Genomic DNA, 19,900 nt, shown 5'->3' on the forward strand with positions numbered 1-19,900 from the left:
ATGATTTATATGAAGCAACTTTTTACGCTGGGCTTCCTGATGTTGACAGGGAGCGCCATGGCGCAGCATTCCGCAATTGCGCCTAAAAGCACGATACCCGTGGTGGCTACTGATTCCGAAGCGGATATAATCCGTAAAGCGGCGCATGTGGTACCTACTGCCAATCAGTTTGCCGCATTGAAAAACGAATTCATCGCCTTTATACATTTCGGTCCTAATACATTTACCCGCATGGAGTGGGGGAACGGTAAGGAAGATCCTGCCATCTTCGCACTGGAAAAACTGGATACAGACCAGTGGTGCGCGGCTATGAAAGCAGCCGGTATGAAGATGGTGATCATCACCGTGAAGCACCACGATGGCTTCGTACTCTGGCAAAGCCGGTATACCCGCCACGGCATCATGTCTACCGGCTTCAGAAACGGGAAGGGCGACATTCTGCGCGACCTTACCGCTTCCTGTAAGAAGTATGGCCTGAAGCTGGGTGTATACCTTTCCCCGGCCGATCTCTTCCAGATCGAGAACGCGGAAGGGCTGTATGGCAACCTGAGCAAATACACCGAACGTACCATCCCCCGCGCAGTACCGGGCCGTCCGTTCAAAGACAAGCGTACTTTTAAGTTTAAGGTAGACGACTACAACGAATACTTCCTCAACCAGCTGTTTGAATTGCTCACAGAATATGGTGAGGTACATGAAGTATGGTTCGACGGGGCGCATCCCAAAACCAAGGGCGGCCAGCAATACAACTATACTGCCTGGAAAAAACTCATCCATACCCTCGCACCCAAAGCCGTTATCTTCGGCAGGGAAGATGTGCGCTGGTGTGGTAATGAATCAGGCGGTACCCGTCCGCAGGAATGGAACGTGATCCCTTACGAATTCAACCCTACTACTGCCAGCCAGTTCCCCGACATGGAGAAAGAAGACCTGGCGCTGCGCCCGCAGTTGCTGCAGGCTAAATTCCTTCACTATCAGCAGGCAGAAACCAATACTTCCATCCGCGAAGGCTGGTTTTACCGGGATGATGAGCGCCAGCAGGTACGCAGTGCCGATGATGTGTTTGATATCTACGAGCGCGCTGCAGGTGGTAACTCCACCTTCCTCCTCAATATTCCTCCCAACCGCGAAGGGCGCTTTTCTCCTGCAGACTCTGCCGTACTGATGGAAACCGGCCGCCGTATCCGCGAAACATATGGTAAGAACCTTTTTGCAGGAGCCAAAGGCCCCGCTGCATTAACGGATAATAATCCTGCTACCATATTATCCCTGAAGCAGGACACGGGATCTTTCATCCTCCAGACGCCCCGCCCTGTAACCATCAACCGCATCGTGCTCCAGGAAGCAGTGCGTACCCACAGCGAAAGGGTAGAAGGCCATGCCGTGGATGTATGGGAGAATGGAGCATGGAAAGAAGTTATAGCAGCCCACAATATCGGGTATAAGAAAATACTCCGCTTCCCGGCGGTAACAGGCAACCGTTTCCGCATCCGGGTAACGGGCTCCAGGATGGCGCCTGCCATCAGCCACGTATCCGCACATTTCTTTAAGAGCCGTCCGCCGCAACTGGCCGTAATGCAGGGAGCAGATGGTAACATCACCATTGCCCCGAAGAAAGAAACTTTCGGATGGAAGCCGCACGGGCAGGATGCCGGTAAGAACCTTGGCAATACGTTCGATATTTATTACACCATCCGCCAGAAGAACGGAACAGTTTCTGCTCCCGTTAAATACACTACTCCCTTCACATTGCCATCCGGTGAAATTCACGCAGTGGCTGTGCATGAAGGAGACACAGGCGCCGTTGCCCGTAAGGTAATCGGCCTGCCTAAACTCCCCTGGAAACTGGTGAGCGTAAGCAGTGAAGATGCCAAACACCCCGGTGCGCATGCCTTTGATGGCAATGCACGTACCTGGTGGCAGTCTGACGATGGCGGGGAACACGCCATTACCATCGACCTTGGTGCAGCCCAGCCCCTCGCCAGCTTCGCCTACACACCGCAAACCGCTCACCGCAACGGAATGCTGCAAAAGGGCCGCCTTGCCATCAGCAACGATGGCGTAAACTGGACGCCGGTAGAAGAATTCACGTTCGGCAACCTAATCAATGATCCTGTTACCCGTTACCATTACCTGCGCAGCACCACCAACGCACGGTATGTACGGATCACTTTACTGGAAGCCGCAGGCGGCAGCAAATCGCTGGCCATTGCTGAACTGGACTTTTTCCTCTAATCATATTGCCGGGCACACACCAGGGTGCCCGGCTTTCTTTTTCTAGCTGTAATCCAATCCATATGCGTCATCTGTTCCTGTTATTTGCCGCAGCGGTAGCACTCTCCGCCTGCAAATCCACCGCCTATACCCTGCAGAACAAATACTTCTACGTACAGGCGGATAACCGCCCGGAAAGCCGGTGGCAGATGGTGTGGCACGACGAATTCTCTTCTTCCGCCATAGATACTTCCAAATGGACAAGGATACCCGCAGGTGGGGCAGACTGGGGAAAGCATATGACTACAGACGATATCTGTTATGAACTGCGCGATGGTATGCTATATCTGCACGGTATCAATAATCCGGATACTACAAAGGATAAGCGCCCGTTCCTCACCGGAGGCATCTGGAGTAAAGGCAAGTTCGCCTTCCAGTACGGTAAAGTAGAGATCCGCGCAAGGCTGGAAAGTGCCAAAGGTGCATGGCCTGCCATGTGGATGCTGGCGGCACAGGATAAATATGGCAAATACCCCCGCAACGGCGAGATCGATATCATGGAGCACCTGAACCACGACAGTATCATCTACCAGACCATCCACTCTTACTATACCCTTGAACTGAAACAGAAAGACAACCCCAGGCACTACGGTTCTCCCGCATTCAATCCCGGAGAATTCAATGTATTCGGCATCAAATGGTACCCGGATAAAATCGTGTATATCCTGAACGGTAAAGAAACGTTTACTTATCCGCGCGTAGCCGGCGTAGATCCTTCCCAATGGCCGTTCGACCAGCCGTTCTATCTGCTCATAGATCAGCAGCTGGGTGGCAGCTGGGTAGGGAAGGTAGACCCGGCGCAGTTACCGGTACGCATGATCGTGGATTATGTGAGAGTATACCAGTAAGCAATTAAGGAAGCTTCGCCACCAGTTTCTCCGGCGAGTATTTCAGTACGAGATAAATCAGTTTCCATTTAAAGCCCGGCACTATGGTGAACCGCTTTCCGGCGTTCACGACTGCATTGGCAATGAAGGAAGGTTCCAGCATCAGGGATTCCGGGAGGTTAAGCCCTGCGGTCATTTTACTGCGGATATAGCCCGCTACAATTACATTCACGGTTACTTTTCTGGCAAACAGGTATTGGCGCAGGCCGGCGAGGTATTGGGTAAAGGCGGCTTTTGTACTGCCGTAAATGAAATTGCTTTTTCTTCCCCGCACACCGGAGAGGGAGGATAATCCTATGATTCTTTCCAGCCGGGTGTTGGCGGTATCTGTAACGATGATGTTGAGGATAGAAACGGCTCCGGCATAATGTACCTGCATCATACGGTGACTGCCTTCGAAATCAATCATGGCTTCATCGTTATGCTTCAGGTATCCGGCAGCATACAGCACGATTTGCGGCTTTTCGGGTAGGGAAGCATAGAAAGTGGGGTGACTGGCAAAATCAGCCGCATCGAAATACATTACTGTTACCTGCCCTGCCTGGGGAACCGATGCCTGCACGAAGCTTTGCAGCTCCGCGGTACTGCGGGATGCCGCTATGATACGGTAGCCTTTGGCGGCGTATTGAATGATGGCGGCTTTTGCAACGTCGGAGTTGGCGCCGAGGATAAGAACGGATGCAGGCATGCAAAGAGTGTTTGGGCAGCAAAGATAACATCCCCGCTGTGATATTCTTACCGGTTACATTTTAGCATTGATGCTGTACCGTGTTCTGTCGGCTACGGATAGTTGCGGAACTAATTGATTGCTGTTCAGAATTTCCAGCGTAGTCAGTTGCCAGAAAACCACCTCATTGCCATATACTGTAATGATCCTCGTTCCATTATTGAGCGGGGAAAGCGAGGTAACGGTATTGGTTCGGGCCGGCAGGCGGTATTGCTTTTGTGTTTCCACATTGGTGTATAGAATTGAATTGTCGGGCCTGCCGAGGAACAGCTTATTGTTATAGAAACTGATGAAATTACTCCCTGAAATATCTGTTGGCAGCAGTTTCTCAATTGGCCGGGAATTAAACCGCGAATCACATTCATCGCAGGTAATAGGTACCAATTGCACGGTACGGTTGTCAAAATTGATGTTTTCCATGCTTTTACCCCGGTTACCTTTGCCTTCGAACTTCGCATAGTTCAGAATAAGCCACTTCCCATCGCTTGAAAAGAGGGCGCTTTCGGCCAGTTTGGAACTGAACGATTTCTCATCTTCCCACTTTTGCTTCCTTTCAGGGTTCAGCAATGTGAGTTTTGAGGATGTGCTGGTAAGGAAGTAATTGGCGGTGGGAGAGAGGTAAGCCTGCTGGCCATACATATCTTTTACAATATTGGTTTCCCTGCCGTCTTTAGTGGCAATGGACAATACGCCTCCGCCTTCTGTACCGGCGATCACCGTTTTACTGTCTCTTGAGAAGGCTGCATGGGTGATTTTTTGTCCGTATCTGAACGGCCGGAAGCGGCGGGCAAAACGTTCGTTGTTCCAGGTAAGGTCGTAGAGCTGCAGGGTACCGTCGTCTATTACGAGGGCCATGGATTCGTCCGGCGAAATGCAGGCGTAGCTGATAGCATCGCCCACAATGCTGCCGAAGGAATTCTTGTTCGTGATCCTGTTGGTTTTGCGGAGTACCACCTTGTTGGTATGGGTCAGCATCACCACTTTACCGTCTTTCTGGAACTCGGCAGCCACCAGATCGTTATCGATATGCACGGAATCGAAAGGCTCTTTGTTATTCAGCCTGAACATCCAGAGTTTTCTCTCCTGAGAAGATGCAATGAGGTAATACTCGCCGTCGGGCGAGAAAGAAGCGAAATCTCCCTTCCGTACAATAATGGGGTAATATAACGGTTTTTTGTAGAGGGTGTCGAGATAACGGCGGGCGGCAATATTGTTACTATCCTGCCTTACGGCCAGCTGGGCGAGGCGGAACGATTTATCCGGGTTGTCGGCTTCTTCGTTTTTAGCCAGTTGAATGAGGCGGTTGGCGCCTTCCGTATTTTTTTCATCTACATCAGCTGTCAATACTTTGGTGGCATTGGCCAGGGAGTCTTTAATACGGATGGTGTTCTGCAGTTTAATATTGTTTTCACGGCTTGCAGTCAGTGACCGGTTTAGTGAGTCTTCTGCCAGTATCAGTTGGAGGTTTACCTCTTTAAGTGTCTTTAAAGCCCTGTTGGCTCTGGAAGTAGCCCGTTCAGCAGCTATTTTTTCTATTCTCATGGAATCGCGCGCATTGGCGGCAATTACCATCTGGATACGGGCCAATATACCGGAGTCTCTTGCCTGATCGCGTTGTATTGTTACTTCTTTCTGCTTTTTTTCCAATGCAAGCTGTGCGGCATCTTTTTCTATTATAGCAGCTTTCAGGCTTTTGGAAGAGCTGGTCTGCAACCAGAACATATAGCCAAGCAGTAAGATTATTAAGCCGCACACAGCGAAAATCGTTTTGTACTTCCTTGATTTTGCAAGGGCAAGGCGTTCCATCATTTCTATCTCACGCTGATGCCTGGCTTTTTCCTTGTTGGCACGCTGTTTTTTATAGAGCATATGCCTTTCCACAAACTCCTGTTCTTTATGGTTCATCCAGCCTGCTGCCACTTCTTTCAGCACTTCAGGCTGGGGCAGCATAATATCCCATCTTTTATCGTCGGCTTTACGGGAAGTAACGAGGCGCAGGCGGCTCTGGAGATTGAGGATGTCTTTCCCAGAATCGTTGATCCAGTCCCAGATGCGCGACCATGTTTTTACCAGCACATCGTGCGCCGGTTCGTAATACTTCTGGCCTCCTTTGCTATGGCCGGATACGATCAGGTCGTTTTCTTCCAGGATCTTTAAAACTTTCGACACCTTTTCATTCCGCTCAGGACTATCGTACACAAATTCCTCTTCCAGCACCCGCTGGCCCGCCAGCTCTCCGGCAGACGAGTATACCATGCGAAGGGTGATGTTCCTCACTGCGTCCTGGTAAGCAACATAATCTTTCGGGAATTGCTTTTTAAAGCCGGTATATATGTCTTCCGCTACCGACTGCAGGGCGCCGATCACACCGCCCATATTATCGTAGTCGCTTTGTAACAGCAGGTAATCCTTTACGCCGCGCTTTTCATATTTATCATACAGCTGCCGCAGGCAGAAAGACATAAGGGGCAGCAGGCCCGTAGTTTGCGAACTGTATACATCATCCGCAATCAGCTCGGCAAGAGACGGTGGGGAGAATAGCAGTCCGGCTTCGTAAGCGGGTTCCTCAATCACCTGGCAGATTTCTTCACGTGTAAAGGGCGGTACAATGAATTTGCCGGTTTTCCAGTACGTTCTCAATGGTTCCATTACACTGAACTGCGGTTCAAAATCTGCACGTATGGTGATGATGACGCGAATTACAGGCCTGTTGTCGCCAGGGGCTTTGGGCCTTACCAGTTCATGTATGCGTTTGAAAACATTCTGGCACAGCTTATCGTCGGTTATCCTTGTCCGCAGCTCCTCGTATTGGTCTATGAGCAGGATGTTTGTAACATTGGGATCTGGGTTGGCATCCCTTACTGCGGCATTGATTTCTTTCAGGGGATTATCTTCCCCGGCACGAAGTATACGCAGGATGTTATAGGTTTCTTTATCCAGCGCAGGGAAAATACCGGCTTTGATGAGCGATGATTTACCCACACCGGAGTTGCCTACCACTACTACAAAGGGATGTTTGGTTACCTTTTCCAGTAATTGTTTGATTACTTCGGTACGGCCGTAGAAAAGGCGCTCATCTAAAGAAGTGTAGGATACCAGCCCTTTATAAGGATTGCCGTCGATGGTAGGGTTTTCATTCCGGTTGCGCAGGCTGGAGAAGCGCACGCTTTCTATTACAGGCACCAGGCATTCATGAGCCAGTTCAAACATATCTTTACTCACTTCCCTGATCACACCGGTTATGCGGAAGTGTTCCCTGAGCTCGTTTATGTTTTCCGCAGGAATAGAATCGAAATCGTTTTGTGTAACATGCTTTTTAATACCCTGGGTATCGGACAGGAAGAGCTTTAGCACTTTCCAGGAGTCTTCCTTGCTGACGTATTTCTGCTGTTCAATACGGTTGTCGAGGAAGAAGCGGAGTACGTTGCCTTTTCCGGCCAGCCATTGGATGGCTTCCGGGGTGATAACCCCATTCTTGCCTTCTGTAGTGTTCACATATTGCCACAGTTCGGACTGGAAGGCCTGCAGGTAGGGGAGTTGGATGGCGGTATTGCCCGGGGCAATGGTGTTCAGGATTTTACCGGCAATGTCACTTTCTGTTGCCGAGGATTCTTTGTCAGCAATATCCCGGATGGGTTCAGGCGGATTCTTACCATCTCCTACAGGTATGCCGAAGGCACGGAAGGAATCTATGATGATCTTTTGCGCATTTTCGCGGGATATGGGCAATACCTCCAGCCGCTTCCGGAAAATACCCGGCAGCGCCAGCTCCAGCTCATTTACCTTAGCCAGGAACTCGCTGCGGATAACGAATATCATTTTGCAGGGGAAGTCCAGCTGCTGGAGGTCTTCCAGCGTCTCATAAAATAAAGTACGTTCTGCTTTGGTGCCCATCAGGAACAGTTCCTCGAACTGGTCGAATATGAGAATAACCGGGCGGAAGCTGCTGAGGTATACATTTTTTAAAAGGGCTGTGGCAGACTGGCCATTTGATTCTTTTATATAACAGGCGGCCAGATGTTTTTTCAGCTGTGCGGGTAAGGCGGTATTCATATTCTCCAGCCGGCGGATAACGATGCTCGTCCAACTGAAGTTAGTGGTTTGATTGATGAGGCCGCACTGTACCAGACTGGTTTTGCCGGTGCCGGACTCTCCGAATATCAGCACAATATCAGACTCCAGCGTTAGCTGGTATAATATGGCGGTTTCTTTTTCACGACCAAAGTAAAGCAGCGCATCCTTTTCAGAAAAGGAATTGAAAAGGTGGAAAGGATTGGTGGCTAACGGGGTGGCGATGGCTTGGTCAGGCATGGGGTTATTTTGTAATCAGGGTTTGCAACTCGGTAAGCATCTTTTCGAAGTACTTCAGCTCCTTCGTTATGGCCGTCATACGTAAGTTTATGATATCTATATGCGGCTGGCTTTTGTCTGTAAAATCATCTTTTTCATAAGTTTTACCAGCACGGATTATCCTTATGTTATCCGGATTGTTTGACCGGCGGAACACATAATCTTCTCCCTCCCTGTGGCTGAAGAAAAGGATGTTGGGGATTAGTTCTCCTTTTATCCCGTTTTCGTCGATAATAAAAGGGGAAAGGCTCAGGTATTTGGTGATCCCCATCCCGGCCGTGTTCCTGGAAAACATCACGGAATGCGTATCTGTGTAGATTCCGTTGTTTTTGGGAGCGTATTTGTTAATGGAGGAATGCACCAGGTTGGTACGGTATATCTCGAATTCAGCAGCTTCCAGCCTTGTTTTACGTATGGATATTTCACGGACAGAAAGGAGGTTGTATTTAGCCAGGAACCCCGCTTTCTCAAATATCCTGCTCATTGTACGTTCCATTTTTTTGCATTCGGCTTTAATATTCTTTTGCTGAATCTGACCATTTTTAATAGATTCCTTTAAGCCAAGAATATACCGGTGTGTTTGCATGAATTCTGTTTCATTGACAAATACTTCCTGCAGTGAACTGTATTCTTCAATGAACGGCTCAATCCCTTTGTCGCGGTTTTGGGTAATGACCTCCCGGATGGTAATGAGTAACAGAGGACTGTTGTTAATTACATTATCGGGATCTCCGGAATGGATGAACCCGTGTAAAACATCTATTTGCTTCCTTGTGACATCCAGCTTCAGGCCTGTGATCAATACCCCGCCGTCATTGGAAGGGACGGTGGTGAGGAACTTCAGTGTTTCTTCCAGCAGGCAGTTTAACATGGAAAAGCATAGCAGCTGGAGGGAGGCTGCATATGTGGAGATCTGCATTTTGAGCAGCTTTTCATATTCCTGTGTAATATCCGCATCTTTCCCCGCGCTCCACAGCAGGCTGAGATGTGACCCGATAGGGTAGGGCATGAATTTTAAAAGGGCAAGACAGAGATAATCGAAGTTGGTAAGGTCGTCCTGATCCTGCCGGTACGCGTCAAACTTCTTCGTTAATTCCTCTTTGTCTTCGATGTTCAGGATATTGTCCTGAAGGATGGACCCGCTAATGGTGGTGACCAGTTCGTATGATGGCGTGTACTCGATGTATTCGTTTGCAATAACCGGGCCTTCGAGGCTTTCCCGCATATTATTCGCTCTTTGTATAACATTTCCCACAAGGAAGTACGTGGATTCATCGGACTCATACAGTCCTGTTACCTTTATGCCGCGTTCGGTTTGTGTTGTAGTAAAGCTGGAAGCAGGGAATTTGGTAGCAACGCCGGCAATGGCCATATTGAATGCCTGCTGTATGGTAAAGTTGGAAGCCCATATCGTGTAAAACTCTTCCGCAAAATACAGCGCTACCTCATCCTTAATTTTCCCCTGGGTAACAATAATAGCGACATTCTTTGTTTTTTCATTTGCAAGAATGATATCTGCCTGATCAAAAGAGTCGCATCCGTTAATAAATACTAACTGCAGGTTGGTCAGCTCTTCGAGTAGCTTGCTGAAACCGGTGATGTTGCCCTCAGCATCCCGGAAAGACAGATTGGTGCCGTTAGCGTGGCCGCCATAATGGAATACAGTTACACGTTTGGTATAATTCGCATTTTTGAATTGCGCGTTTACTATTTCAAAAGTAGCCTGGCTGAAGGGGTCAAATTCCAACGCGGCAGTAACGGGGAATACTTTAGAGAGCCTGTCGCGCTCATCCACGAGATTAAGATCGTTCGCAATAGGGAAAACTGCCATTAATATGGGCTTCATACGCAGTACATTTTAGAACAAGGTGATACCTGAGTAACGGGGCGGGTGGGGCTATTGGGGCACCAGAAAATACTATCGCGCTACCGCTGCTGCAGGTTTTTCTGGCCGTATGGTTTTGGGGGCCTGTAACTGGTCACTGTATTATTCGCGCTGTCTGCCTGCCGTGTAGTTGTGTCCTGGCTGAAAAGTCTTGATACATAGGTATTTGTGTTCTCTGACAGCTACTATAAAGTAAACAATTATTTCTGAATCGGCAAATAGTATTTGTACGGTTAGTTTGGCCCCGGAAAGCGCAAAATAGTATCGGAGTCATACGTTATGTGGATGCCGAAACAGGCCGATTGAGCCCTTTAGACCCTCTTCCCACTGCCTTCGGACTGCCTTTGCACTGCCTTTAGACATCCATTACACTAAGGGTAGACTGCCTCTACACTGCCTTCCACTGCCTTTAGGGTACTATTGGGGTCGGGTTGTGAGTTTGGAACCTGATCCAATATTACCGGTGTTTCAGGCTAAACAAGGCCTCCCCGAATGGAGGGGGCTTTTTTAGTTTGTCATCCAAATTGTATTACTTTACCGCCGTGTTGGAAATAGTGAACGCTATAAAGAACGGCAGCGAATCTGCATTTGAGCAGGCATTTCTGGCTTCCCGCAATAAGGTTTACCTGTACTTTCTCAAAAAGACCGGCGGGGAAGAAGATGCACGCGATCTCCTGCAAAACACTTTCCTCCGCCTTTGGCAATACCGCCAGTCGCTCAACCCGGCCTATTCGCTGGACCAGCAGATCTTCCACATCGCCAAAACGGTGTACATCGATTTCCTCCGGAAACAACAGCTTCCCCTCCACAATGGCTTACAGGAACATGAAGCCGTAGCAATACACCCGGGAACCACCACCTGGGACATCGACCGCCGCCTCCACCGCATCCTCGACACCATGCCGCCTGCCCGCCAAAAGGCATTTATCCTCAACCGCCTGCAGGGGTACTCGTACAAAGAGGTAGCAGAGAAACTGTCTATCACCGTAAAAGCAGTGGAAAACCACATCGCCAAAGCGGTGAAACAACTCAAAAAGACCTTACTCATCTTATTATCCATATTTTTTTTCCAGTAGCGGAGGGTTTTTATATCCCCGTTCGTATTTATTGGTAGTTATGAATATTTCGAGGGAACAGATCATCCGGTTTTTTAAGAAGGAATGCACGGCGGAAGAAGCCGTGGCAGTCAGTGAGTTTCTGAAAAACAACCCGGAGGCGGCCGCAGCATTGTTGCCGGAAGAAGAATGGCAGGATACCGGCAACGATGCGGGGAAGCCTGATGCTTACTGGAACGAAGTATGGGAAGATGTACGTCCTGCCGGCAAGCCTAAAGTAATGGGCATCTGGCGTAAAATAGCCGCCGCAGCGGTATTAACCGGTGGCATCGCCCTGGCATGGTATACCCTGGCACCTGAAAAAGGTACGGCGCCTCCTGTGGCTGGTGCCGACTATGCAGGCCGTGAGCTGATCAATAACGGGGGGAGTGTGATGCGGTATACGCTGGAAGACAGTTCGGTTGTAGAACTGATGGCCGGTGCCGTTGTCCGCTACGACCCTGCGTTCGGGAATGGTAAACGGGACATGTACCTCACCGGGGAAGCCATTTTCCACACCCGGGGCGATGTACACAGGCCATTTACCGTTTACAGCGACGGACTGGCAGTAACCGCCCTCGGTACCGTATTCAGCGTTTCTTCGGCCATGGCGGATGGCACCACGGGAGTGAAGCTCCTCGAAGGTAAAGTAGTGGTGAAGGCAGCAGATACCCTGCTGGCCCAGCTGGATAAGGATTATTACCTCCAGCCGGGAGATGAACTAAGCTTCAGCCGGGAAAACGGCATAGCCATCCTGAGGAAGCAGGCTCCGGCGCCGGCTGTTAAACAAAAAGATGCAGGGGCAAACAAGCAGCATGAAGTGAACAGCTGGTACATGTTCGAGAACCAGGGGCTGGCACAGGTGTTCGAGCAACTGGGCGCTATATACGGAGAACGGATCTACTATAATCCGGCCGAGTTGCAGGGGCTTAACTTTATCGGTAAAATAGATCAGGCGGATTCACTGCACAACATCCTGCGGGATATTGCCATGCTGAACAACCTGACAGTGACCAAAAACAGGAAAGGATACATTATCAAAGCACAATAGACACGAGATAGTTTCTGATTAATTAACAGGGTTGCTACTCTTTTTAAGAATGCCCGCGGAGCGTTCGGGGATAGCTATGTCCAATCACCAACATCAACATCCACTCAATGAAAAAAATGAAAGTTTTATCAACCAGCATGTTCGCAGTACTCTTCTGCCTGCTCTGCAGCATCACGGCTGTGGCTCAGGTGCCAACCGGCAGGGTTAAGGGCGTGGTGCGGGACGAAACAGGGAAAGGAATGCCCTTCGTGAACGTGGTCGCCAAAAACAGTGTTACCAACCTCTCTTCCGGTACACAGACAGACTCCGCAGGCGTCTTCAATTTTCCCCGCCTCCCCGTGGAAGGCAGCTACTCCTTTGTGGTAAGCATGATGGGATACGAACCGCAAACACTCCCCGGCTATACCCTGAAAGCAAACGAATCCACCTCCATTATCGTTAAACTGAAACCCTCTTCTTCCGCCCTCAACGAAGTAATTGTGGTGGGCTATGGTACCCGCCGTAAAAGCGATATCACCGGCTCGGTGGCAGTGGTATCGGAAAAAGACCTCACGCAGGGTGTTAACAATAACGCCATGCAGGCACTCAACGGTAAAGCCGCAGGGGTTTATGTAAGCCAGTCCAGCTCCGCTCCGGGCGGTGGTGTAAGCATCCGCGTAAGAGGCGCCGGTTCCATCAACAGCAGCAATGCCGTACTGGTGGTGGTAGACGGTATGCCTGGGGTAGATCCCTCTTCAGTAAGCCAGGATGATATCGCTTCCATTCAGGTGCTGAAAGATGCGAGCGCCGCAGCCATTTATGGCTCCCGCGCCGCTAACGGGGTAGTGCTTATTACAACCAAAAAAGGGGCATCCGGACAAATGAATATCTCCTACAACGGATATGTGGGCGTACAGCAACTGGCAAAGAAGATCAGGCTGCTCACCGCTCCTGAGTATATGCAGGTCCTCAACGAAATGTCTGCCGCGCAGGGGCAGCCCGAGCCTTTCTCCAAACGCTACCGTGATTCCATCGGGCAGGGTACCGACTGGCAGGATGAGATCTACCAGACGGCCATCGCGCAGAACCACCAGCTGTCTTTCAATGGCGGTGCAAAGAATAACAAATACTATGTAGGCCTCAGTTATATGAATCAGGATGGTATCCTGAAAAACACGAACTACGAACGGTATAACGCCCGTGTTAATTACGACCTGGCGCCTTCCGAAAAGTTCGATGTATCGCTGGCGCTGAATATTTCGCGTACGGTGCGCAACCAGCCTTACAGCCAGAATGGGTTCAATGAAAACGCCGGCGCCATTAATACCGCCCTCAATTTCGATCCTACCATTTCTGCTTCGCTGGATGCCAATGGCCGCTACCGGCAGAATCCCCTGATATCTTTAGAGAACCCATTGGCCATTATTTACGGGATCACACAAAAGAATGTGGTGAGTAACACCTATGGCATGTTAAGTGCTAATTACCGCCCGGTAGCAGGACTTACTTTAACTGCCAGGGTGGGAGCAGATCTTACATCCGGCCGCTTCGATTCTTACAACAGCCGCAAAACGCAGCTTGGGCAGTCGGCCGGTGGTATTGGTTCCATTACGCACAGCGATGATACGCACTGGCTGATGGAGTACCTCGCTAAGTACGACCGCCGTTTCGGTGGCCATAACTTCTCCCTGCTGGCAGGCACTACGGCAGAGCGGTATGATGCATCCGGCACTAATGCGGCCTCCCGCATGTTCCTGTCAGATATTACATATACCAATTTACTGGGCAGCGGCGATGGGGTGAGTGGAGACAATGTGAGCAGCGAGCGCTCTTCCAACAAACTGCATTCTTACCTCGCCCGCCTGAACTACGAGTACCGGGATAAATACCTGCTTACCGCTTCCTTCCGCTCTGATGGTACTTCCCGCTTTTCCGACCAGCATAAATATGCGTTGTTCCCTTCCCTCGCTGTGGGCTGGAACATTCATAAAGAACCTTTCATGCAATCGCTGCAGGGCGTTTCCAACCTGAAACTCCGCTTCGGGTACGGGCAGATAGGGAACCAGGCCATCGGTAACTTTGCTACACTGCAAACTTACAGAGCTGCCGGCCGTGCCGTATTCGGTGATAACCTCTATCAGGGGGTGGAGCCCGCCCGCCTGCCCAACACATCCCTGCGCTGGGAAACCACGGAAGAATATAACGCCGGTATTGATTTCGGATTCCTGAACGGCAGGATCAGCGGTTCACTGGAATTTTATGTGAAGAACGCCATGGACCAGCTTTTCAGTAAACCTGTTCCCGCTTTCACCGGCTTCCCCTCGCAGGTGGTGAACTTCGGTAATGTGCGCAATAAAGGGATCGATTTCCTCCTGAATACTCGCAACGTGGAGGGGAAGAACTTCAACTGGGAAAGCAGCATTTCCCTGTCGTTGTTACATAACGAAGTAACTAAGCTGCCTGATTTCATACCGCAGCTGCTGACAGGGGCTTTCGCCTTCGTTCCTAACTTTGCGCTCGTACAAACAGGGTATCCCATCTATTCCTATTACGGGTATGAAGCAGATGGCATCTTCCAGACGGATCAGGAAGCAGCCGCATCCGGACAGCCGGGCGCCAAAGCAGGCTCCCCCAGGTTCCGGGATCAGGATGGCAGTAAAACCATTACTCCGAAAGACAGGGTAGTGCTGGGTAGCCCGCTGCCTGCATTCACCTGGGGCTTCAACAATACCTTCAATTACAAAAAGCTTTCGCTGAACGTACTGGTGCTGGGAGTGCATGATGCATATGCCCTCGATGCAAACGTGATCGAATCCGTTTATCCCATCAACTTCCAGCGCAACCATATGGCCGAGTATTACCTCGACCGGTGGACGCCGCAGAACCCCGGGGCGAAGTACCCTTCCGGCATCAATGCGTCTACCTACGGCGGACAATATTCCGTGAACTCCTATACGGTAAAAGACGTGTCTTTTGTACGGCTGAAAACGCTGACACTGGGGTATACTTTCCCGCTGACGGGTTATGCCCTGAAGAGCGTATCCGCATACCTCGCCGCGGATAACCTGTTCACTATTACCGGGTATAACGGATATGACCCGGATGCCAATTCCCGCGATGCGGTGGCCCGTGTGGCGCAGAACAGCTATCCGCTCACAAAAGTATACCGGCTGGGCGCGAAGCTCAATTTCTAATCATGCACCCGTAAAAGCAAAACGATGAAAATTACCAAACCGATCATATGTATTGCCGCCGCCATGTTGCTCACCACTACCGGCTGCAAAAAGTTCCTGAAAGAAGATATCTACACAGAATACGATCCCGGCCAGTTCGGTAACTCGGTAGACGGGTTTGAGAAAGTACTCAACAGTGCCTATGCGGAGCTGCAGGTGACAGGCTATGCCAACCGTAACGATGTATACTGCTATGGGGAGTTCTGTACCGATGTGATGCTGGAAACGGGTGGAGGCTTTGAAGCATCTGCCAAGGAATTCATCACCTTCACCTGGAACCCTACCAACGATTTCTTCAATTCTACCTGGGCTAAAGGCTTCCGCGCCATCCGCAACAGCAATGTACTGCTCGATAATAAAGATGCTGCTACTGCAGTGCCTCCCGCCAAACTGAAGGAGCTGGTGGCAGAGGCACGTTTTGTGCGCGCCGCAGCTTATGCTTACCTGTACAACTTCTTTGGCCCGGTACCCCTCATCACTTCGGCTAAGAACATTGATCCCGCTATTGCGCGGGCTACGGATGAAGCCATGTCTACTTTCATCATTACGGAATTAACTGCTGCTGCGCAGGATTTGCCACCACGGCAGGCACTGCGGGGCAAGGCTACCAAAGGAGCGGCGCTGGCTGTCCTTTGTAAATTCTACCTCAATAAGAAGATGTGGCAGCAATGCGCCGCTACCGCGCAGGTGATCAAAGACCTGAAGGTGTATGGCCTGTTCCCCGATATTGACCAGCTGTTTGATGTGAAGAATGAGAACAACAACGAGTACATCTTCGTATTCCCCTGTCTTGCACAAACCAACTATGGCAATATTGTAATGGCGCATACTTTCCCTCCGGGCTATCCAATTCTGCCGAACTGGATTATCTTCGGTGCACAGTTTAAACTGTACACTTCGTTTGTGGACAGCTTTGAACCGGATGATAAGCGAAAGAAAATGATCCTGACGGAATACACCAACACATCTGGTGCTACTTTCCAGATGAACCGCAATGCGGCAGGACAGGCGCTGAATAATGCCCGCTCCTTTAAGTTCGTTCCCGACCCCGCAGGGCAGTCGGCCGACATGGGGAATGATATCCCCTTTGTACGCTATGCCGATATATTGCTGGCGCGTGCCGAAGCACTCAATGAGCTGAACGGGCCCACGCAGGAAGCGGTAGACCTGGTGAATGAGATCCGGGACAGGGCTGATGCAACGCTGATAAAACTGGCAGATTATCCCGGTAAGGATCAGCTCCGGGATTTCATCCTTGCAGAGCGTGCCCGTGAGTTTTTCGGAGAAGGCAAGCGGAGGGAAGACCTCATCCGCCAGGGTAAATTCATTTCCGGGGCGCAGGCTCGCGGTATGGCCGCCAAACCGGGGCATGTACTGTTCCCCATTCCCCAACGCGAAACTGAAGCAGATAAAAACCTGAAACAGAATGAAGGGTATATTCAGTAAAATAGTACTGCTCGCAGCCGGCATGCTGTGGACGGTGGCGGGGTTTACCCAGCCATTGCCCACAGCTGCCCAGCTGGCATGGCAGCGTGCGGAACTGGGCGTTGTATTTCATTACGACCTCCATGTTTTTGACGGAAAGCAATACGGCCAGGGCAGCAACCGCATATCGCCGGTGCCGGATTACAACATATTTAAGCCTTCGCAGCTCGATACCGACCAATGGGTGAAAGCCGCCAAAGACGCCGGGGCACGCTTTGCGATACTGACCGTTACACACGAAACGGGTTTTGCACTGTACCAGTCGGATGTAAACCCCTACTGCATGAAAGCCCTGCAATGGAAAAACGGTAAAGGGGATATAGTGGCCGATTTTGTAAAGTCGTGCCGTAAGTATGGCCTGGAACCCGGCCTGTACATCGGCATCCGCTGGAACGCTTTTATGGGGGTGCATGATTTTAAAGTGCAGGGCGAGAAGAACCGTTTCCTTGAAGCCCGGCAGCAATATTATAACCGCATGGTAGAAGGTATGGTGACGGAGCTGTGTACCCGCTACGGCCCCCTCTTCGAGATATGGTTTGATGGCGGTGCTTCTGATCCTGCCGATGGTGCGCCAGATGTACTTTCCATCGTAGAGAAATATCAGCCCAATACCCTGTTTTACTGGAACGGCCAGCGGTCGGATGCCCGCTGGGGAGGATCGGAGACGGGGACGGTAGGTTATCCCTGCTGGTCGTCTTTCCCATATCCCAGTATGCTGACGGGGCGTTACCCGGCTATAGCAGAGCATAACTTTGCACTGGCAAAGCACGGCGACAGTACCGGTAAATACTGGTTGCCCGCCATGTCTGACGCTCCGTTGCGTGGTCATAACGGCCGCCATGAGTGGTTCTGGGAACCGGGGGATGAGCATAGTATTTACCCCCTGTCTAATCTCATACAGATGTATGAGCATTCTGCAGGCCGCAATTCCACGCTGATACTGGGGCTTACGCCGGATACGGCAGGGCTTATGCCTGCACCCGATGTGGAGCGCCTGAAGGAATTCGGGGATGCCATCCGGAAACGGTTCGGGAACCCGATTGCATCTTACAACGGGAAGGGCGATATAGAGATCCGTTTACCTTCCGTGCAGGTGGTGAACCAGGTGATGATAGGAGAGGACGTGGCGAAGGGGGAACGGATATTATCGTTCGTGGTGGAAGCCAAAACCGGTGGCCGGTGGAAGCAGGTGTATGCAGGCACTGCCGCAGGCAACAAGCACATTGCTACTTTTGCTCCCGTGAAGGCATCCGCTATGCGGCTGCGGGTTACACAGCAGCGCAATAAGCCTGCCGTCATAGTTTTTAATGCTTATTTTAACGACGAAATAAAACCGATATGAAGAAGCATATACTGGCCTTTGCCGGAGTAGCCTTACTGCTCGCACAGGGCGCCTTCGCGCAGAAGGCATCCCGGCCTAACATTATATTTTTCCTCGTCGATGATATGGGCTGGCAGGATACTTCGGAGCCTTTCTGGGACAGTATTACCCCTGCTAACCGGAAGTACCGCACACCCAATATGGAGCGCCTGGCGCGTTCGGGCATGAAGTTTACCAATGCCTACGCCACTCCTGTATGCACCCCGTCGCGCGTGAGCTTCCTCTCCGGCATGAATGCCTCGCGGCACCGCGTTACGAACTGGACGAGCGTTTTCAATAAAAGCACTGATGCCAAAGACTCCCTGCTGCAACCGCCTTCCTGGAACGTGAACGGACTTTCTCCAGATGGGAAGCAGGAGCTGAGCGCTTATGCCACCCCGCTGCCACAGGTATTGAAAGACAATGGCTATTATACCATCCAGTGCGGCAAAGCCCACTTCGGAACATATCCCAGCATCGGGAAAGACCCGCTGAACCTGGGGTTTGTGAAGAACATCGCCGGAAGTGCGGCAGGCCATCCCGCATCTTACTTCGGGGAAAAGAACTTCGGGTACAACCCGGAGAAATACATCGTACAGGCCGATATGCCGGGCATGCAGAAGTATTACGGCCAGAAGATATTCCTTTCTGAAGCCCTTACACAAGAGGCCATGCTGGCCATGGATACGGCGCGGCAGCGGCAGCAGCCTTTCTTCCTGTATATGTCGCACTACGCGGTGCACCTACCGTTCCAGGAAGATGCGCGGTTTATGCAGTACTATCTCGATAAAGGCCTTTCCCGGCCGGAAGCTGCCTATGCCGCCCTGTTGGAAGGTATGGACCACAGTTTAGGACAGCTGCTCGATTACCTCGATAAAAACGGGCTGGCCGAGAATACCATCGTCATGTTCATGTCCGACAATGGCGGATACTCCCATCCCCCGCGGGAAGGCGGGCATAATACCCAGAACTGGCCCCTCAAAGGCGGGAAGGGTTCCATGTATGAAGGCGGCATCCGCGAGCCCATGATGGTACGCTGGAACGGGGTAACGGCTCCGGGCAGTGTAACTGCACAGTACATGATCATGGAAGATTTCTACCCCACTATCCTCGAAATGGCCGGCATAAAGCAATACAAAACCATGCAAACGGTAGACGGGGAAAGCTTCGTGAAATACCTGCGTGATAACACCCTCCGCAACAACAAGCGCCCGCTGTTATGGAATTACCCTAACAACTGGGCAGGCGGTGATCTGGGCGTTGATAACTCATTTATGACCGCCATCCGCCAGGGCAACTGGAAACTGATCTATTTCGAAAAGCCGGGCCGCCTGGAACTCTACAATCTCGCGGAAGATATCAGGGAAGAACATGACCTGTCTGCCAGCAATCCGGCAAAGACAAGAGAAATGGCGAAGCTGCTCACCGCACAACTGAAAAAGAACAAAGCACAGCTGCCTGTATACATTCAAACGGGTAAGCAGGTACCATATCCCGATGAGATAAGTGCTTCCCGGTAACCCCTGGTTTTGTAAACAATCGCCAATAATTTAATCCGGTTCAAACGCAACAGGC

The 19,900-nt window shown here is 50.9% G+C and carries 11 protein-coding genes; 8 read left to right on the forward strand and 3 right to left on the reverse strand.

The window, feature by feature from the left end; translation table 11 throughout:
- Positions 1–9: 9 nt before the first annotated feature.
- Positions 10–2,235, forward strand: a complete 2,226-nt coding sequence (locus DEV76_RS18445) for an alpha-L-fucosidase (RefSeq protein WP_109699651.1) — start codon at positions 10–12, stop codon at positions 2,233–2,235.
- 62 nt (positions 2,236–2,297) lie between these two features.
- The gene (locus tag DEV76_RS18450) at positions 2,298–3,122 is read left to right on the forward strand and encodes a glycoside hydrolase family 16 protein (protein WP_109699408.1); all 825 of its coding nucleotides are present in this window, start codon (positions 2,298–2,300) and stop codon (positions 3,120–3,122) included.
- Between the two features lie 4 nt (positions 3,123–3,126).
- On the opposite strand, the gene DEV76_RS18455 is transcribed toward DEV76_RS18450, so the two are convergent.
- The 3 genes from DEV76_RS18455 to DEV76_RS18465 are packed head-to-tail and all read right to left on the reverse strand — an operon-like array spanning position 3,127 to position 10,084.
- Positions 3,127–3,849: an SDR family NAD(P)-dependent oxidoreductase gene (locus DEV76_RS18455; protein WP_109699409.1), complete on the reverse strand. Its 723-nt coding sequence runs from the start codon at positions 3,847–3,849 to the stop codon at positions 3,127–3,129.
- Between the two features lie 54 nt (positions 3,850–3,903).
- Entirely contained in the window at positions 3,904–8,199 is a 4,296-nt protein-coding gene (locus DEV76_RS18460) for an nSTAND1 domain-containing NTPase (RefSeq protein ID WP_109699410.1), read from the reverse strand.
- A 4-nt stretch (positions 8,200–8,203) separates the two neighbouring features.
- The gene (locus DEV76_RS18465) at positions 8,204–10,084 is read right to left on the reverse strand and encodes a hypothetical protein (protein WP_157962981.1); all 1,881 of its coding nucleotides are present in this window, start codon (positions 10,082–10,084) and stop codon (positions 8,204–8,206) included.
- Positions 10,085–10,665: 581 nt separating this feature from the next.
- On the opposite strand from DEV76_RS18465, the gene DEV76_RS18470 reads away from it, so the two are divergent.
- The 6 genes from DEV76_RS18470 to DEV76_RS18495 all read left to right on the forward strand — a co-directional run bounded on the left by DEV76_RS18470 (position 10,666) and on the right by DEV76_RS18495 (position 19,845).
- Positions 10,666–11,199, forward strand: a complete 534-nt coding sequence (locus tag DEV76_RS18470) for an RNA polymerase sigma factor (protein ID WP_198652123.1) — start codon at positions 10,666–10,668, stop codon at positions 11,197–11,199.
- Positions 11,200–11,239: 40 nt separating this feature from the next.
- On the forward strand, positions 11,240–12,268 hold the full coding sequence (locus DEV76_RS18475; RefSeq protein WP_109699413.1) for a FecR family protein: 1,029 nt from the start codon (positions 11,240–11,242) through the stop codon (positions 12,266–12,268).
- Positions 12,269–12,384: 116 nt separating this feature from the next.
- Positions 12,385–15,441, forward strand: coding sequence for a SusC/RagA family TonB-linked outer membrane protein (locus DEV76_RS18480; protein WP_157962983.1), 3,057 nt, complete (start codon positions 12,385–12,387; stop codon positions 15,439–15,441).
- Positions 15,442–15,465: 24 nt separating this feature from the next.
- A complete protein-coding gene (locus DEV76_RS18485) occupies positions 15,466–16,926 on the forward strand; it encodes a RagB/SusD family nutrient uptake outer membrane protein (RefSeq protein ID WP_109699415.1) in 1,461 nt (486 codons plus the stop codon).
- Complete coding sequence (locus DEV76_RS18490; RefSeq protein WP_109699416.1) at positions 16,907–18,307, forward strand: alpha-L-fucosidase; 1,401 nt, start codon at positions 16,907–16,909, stop codon at positions 18,305–18,307. Before DEV76_RS18485 ends, DEV76_RS18490 begins: the two co-directional genes overlap by 20 nt.
- Positions 18,304–19,845: a sulfatase gene (locus DEV76_RS18495; RefSeq protein ID WP_109699417.1), complete on the forward strand. Its 1,542-nt coding sequence runs from the start codon at positions 18,304–18,306 to the stop codon at positions 19,843–19,845. Before DEV76_RS18490 ends, DEV76_RS18495 begins: the two co-directional genes overlap by 4 nt.
- Positions 19,846–19,900 lie beyond the last annotated feature (55 nt).

The organism is Chitinophaga deserti (assembly GCF_003149455.1).
GTDB lineage: Bacteria > Bacteroidota > Bacteroidia > Chitinophagales > Chitinophagaceae > Chitinophaga > Chitinophaga deserti.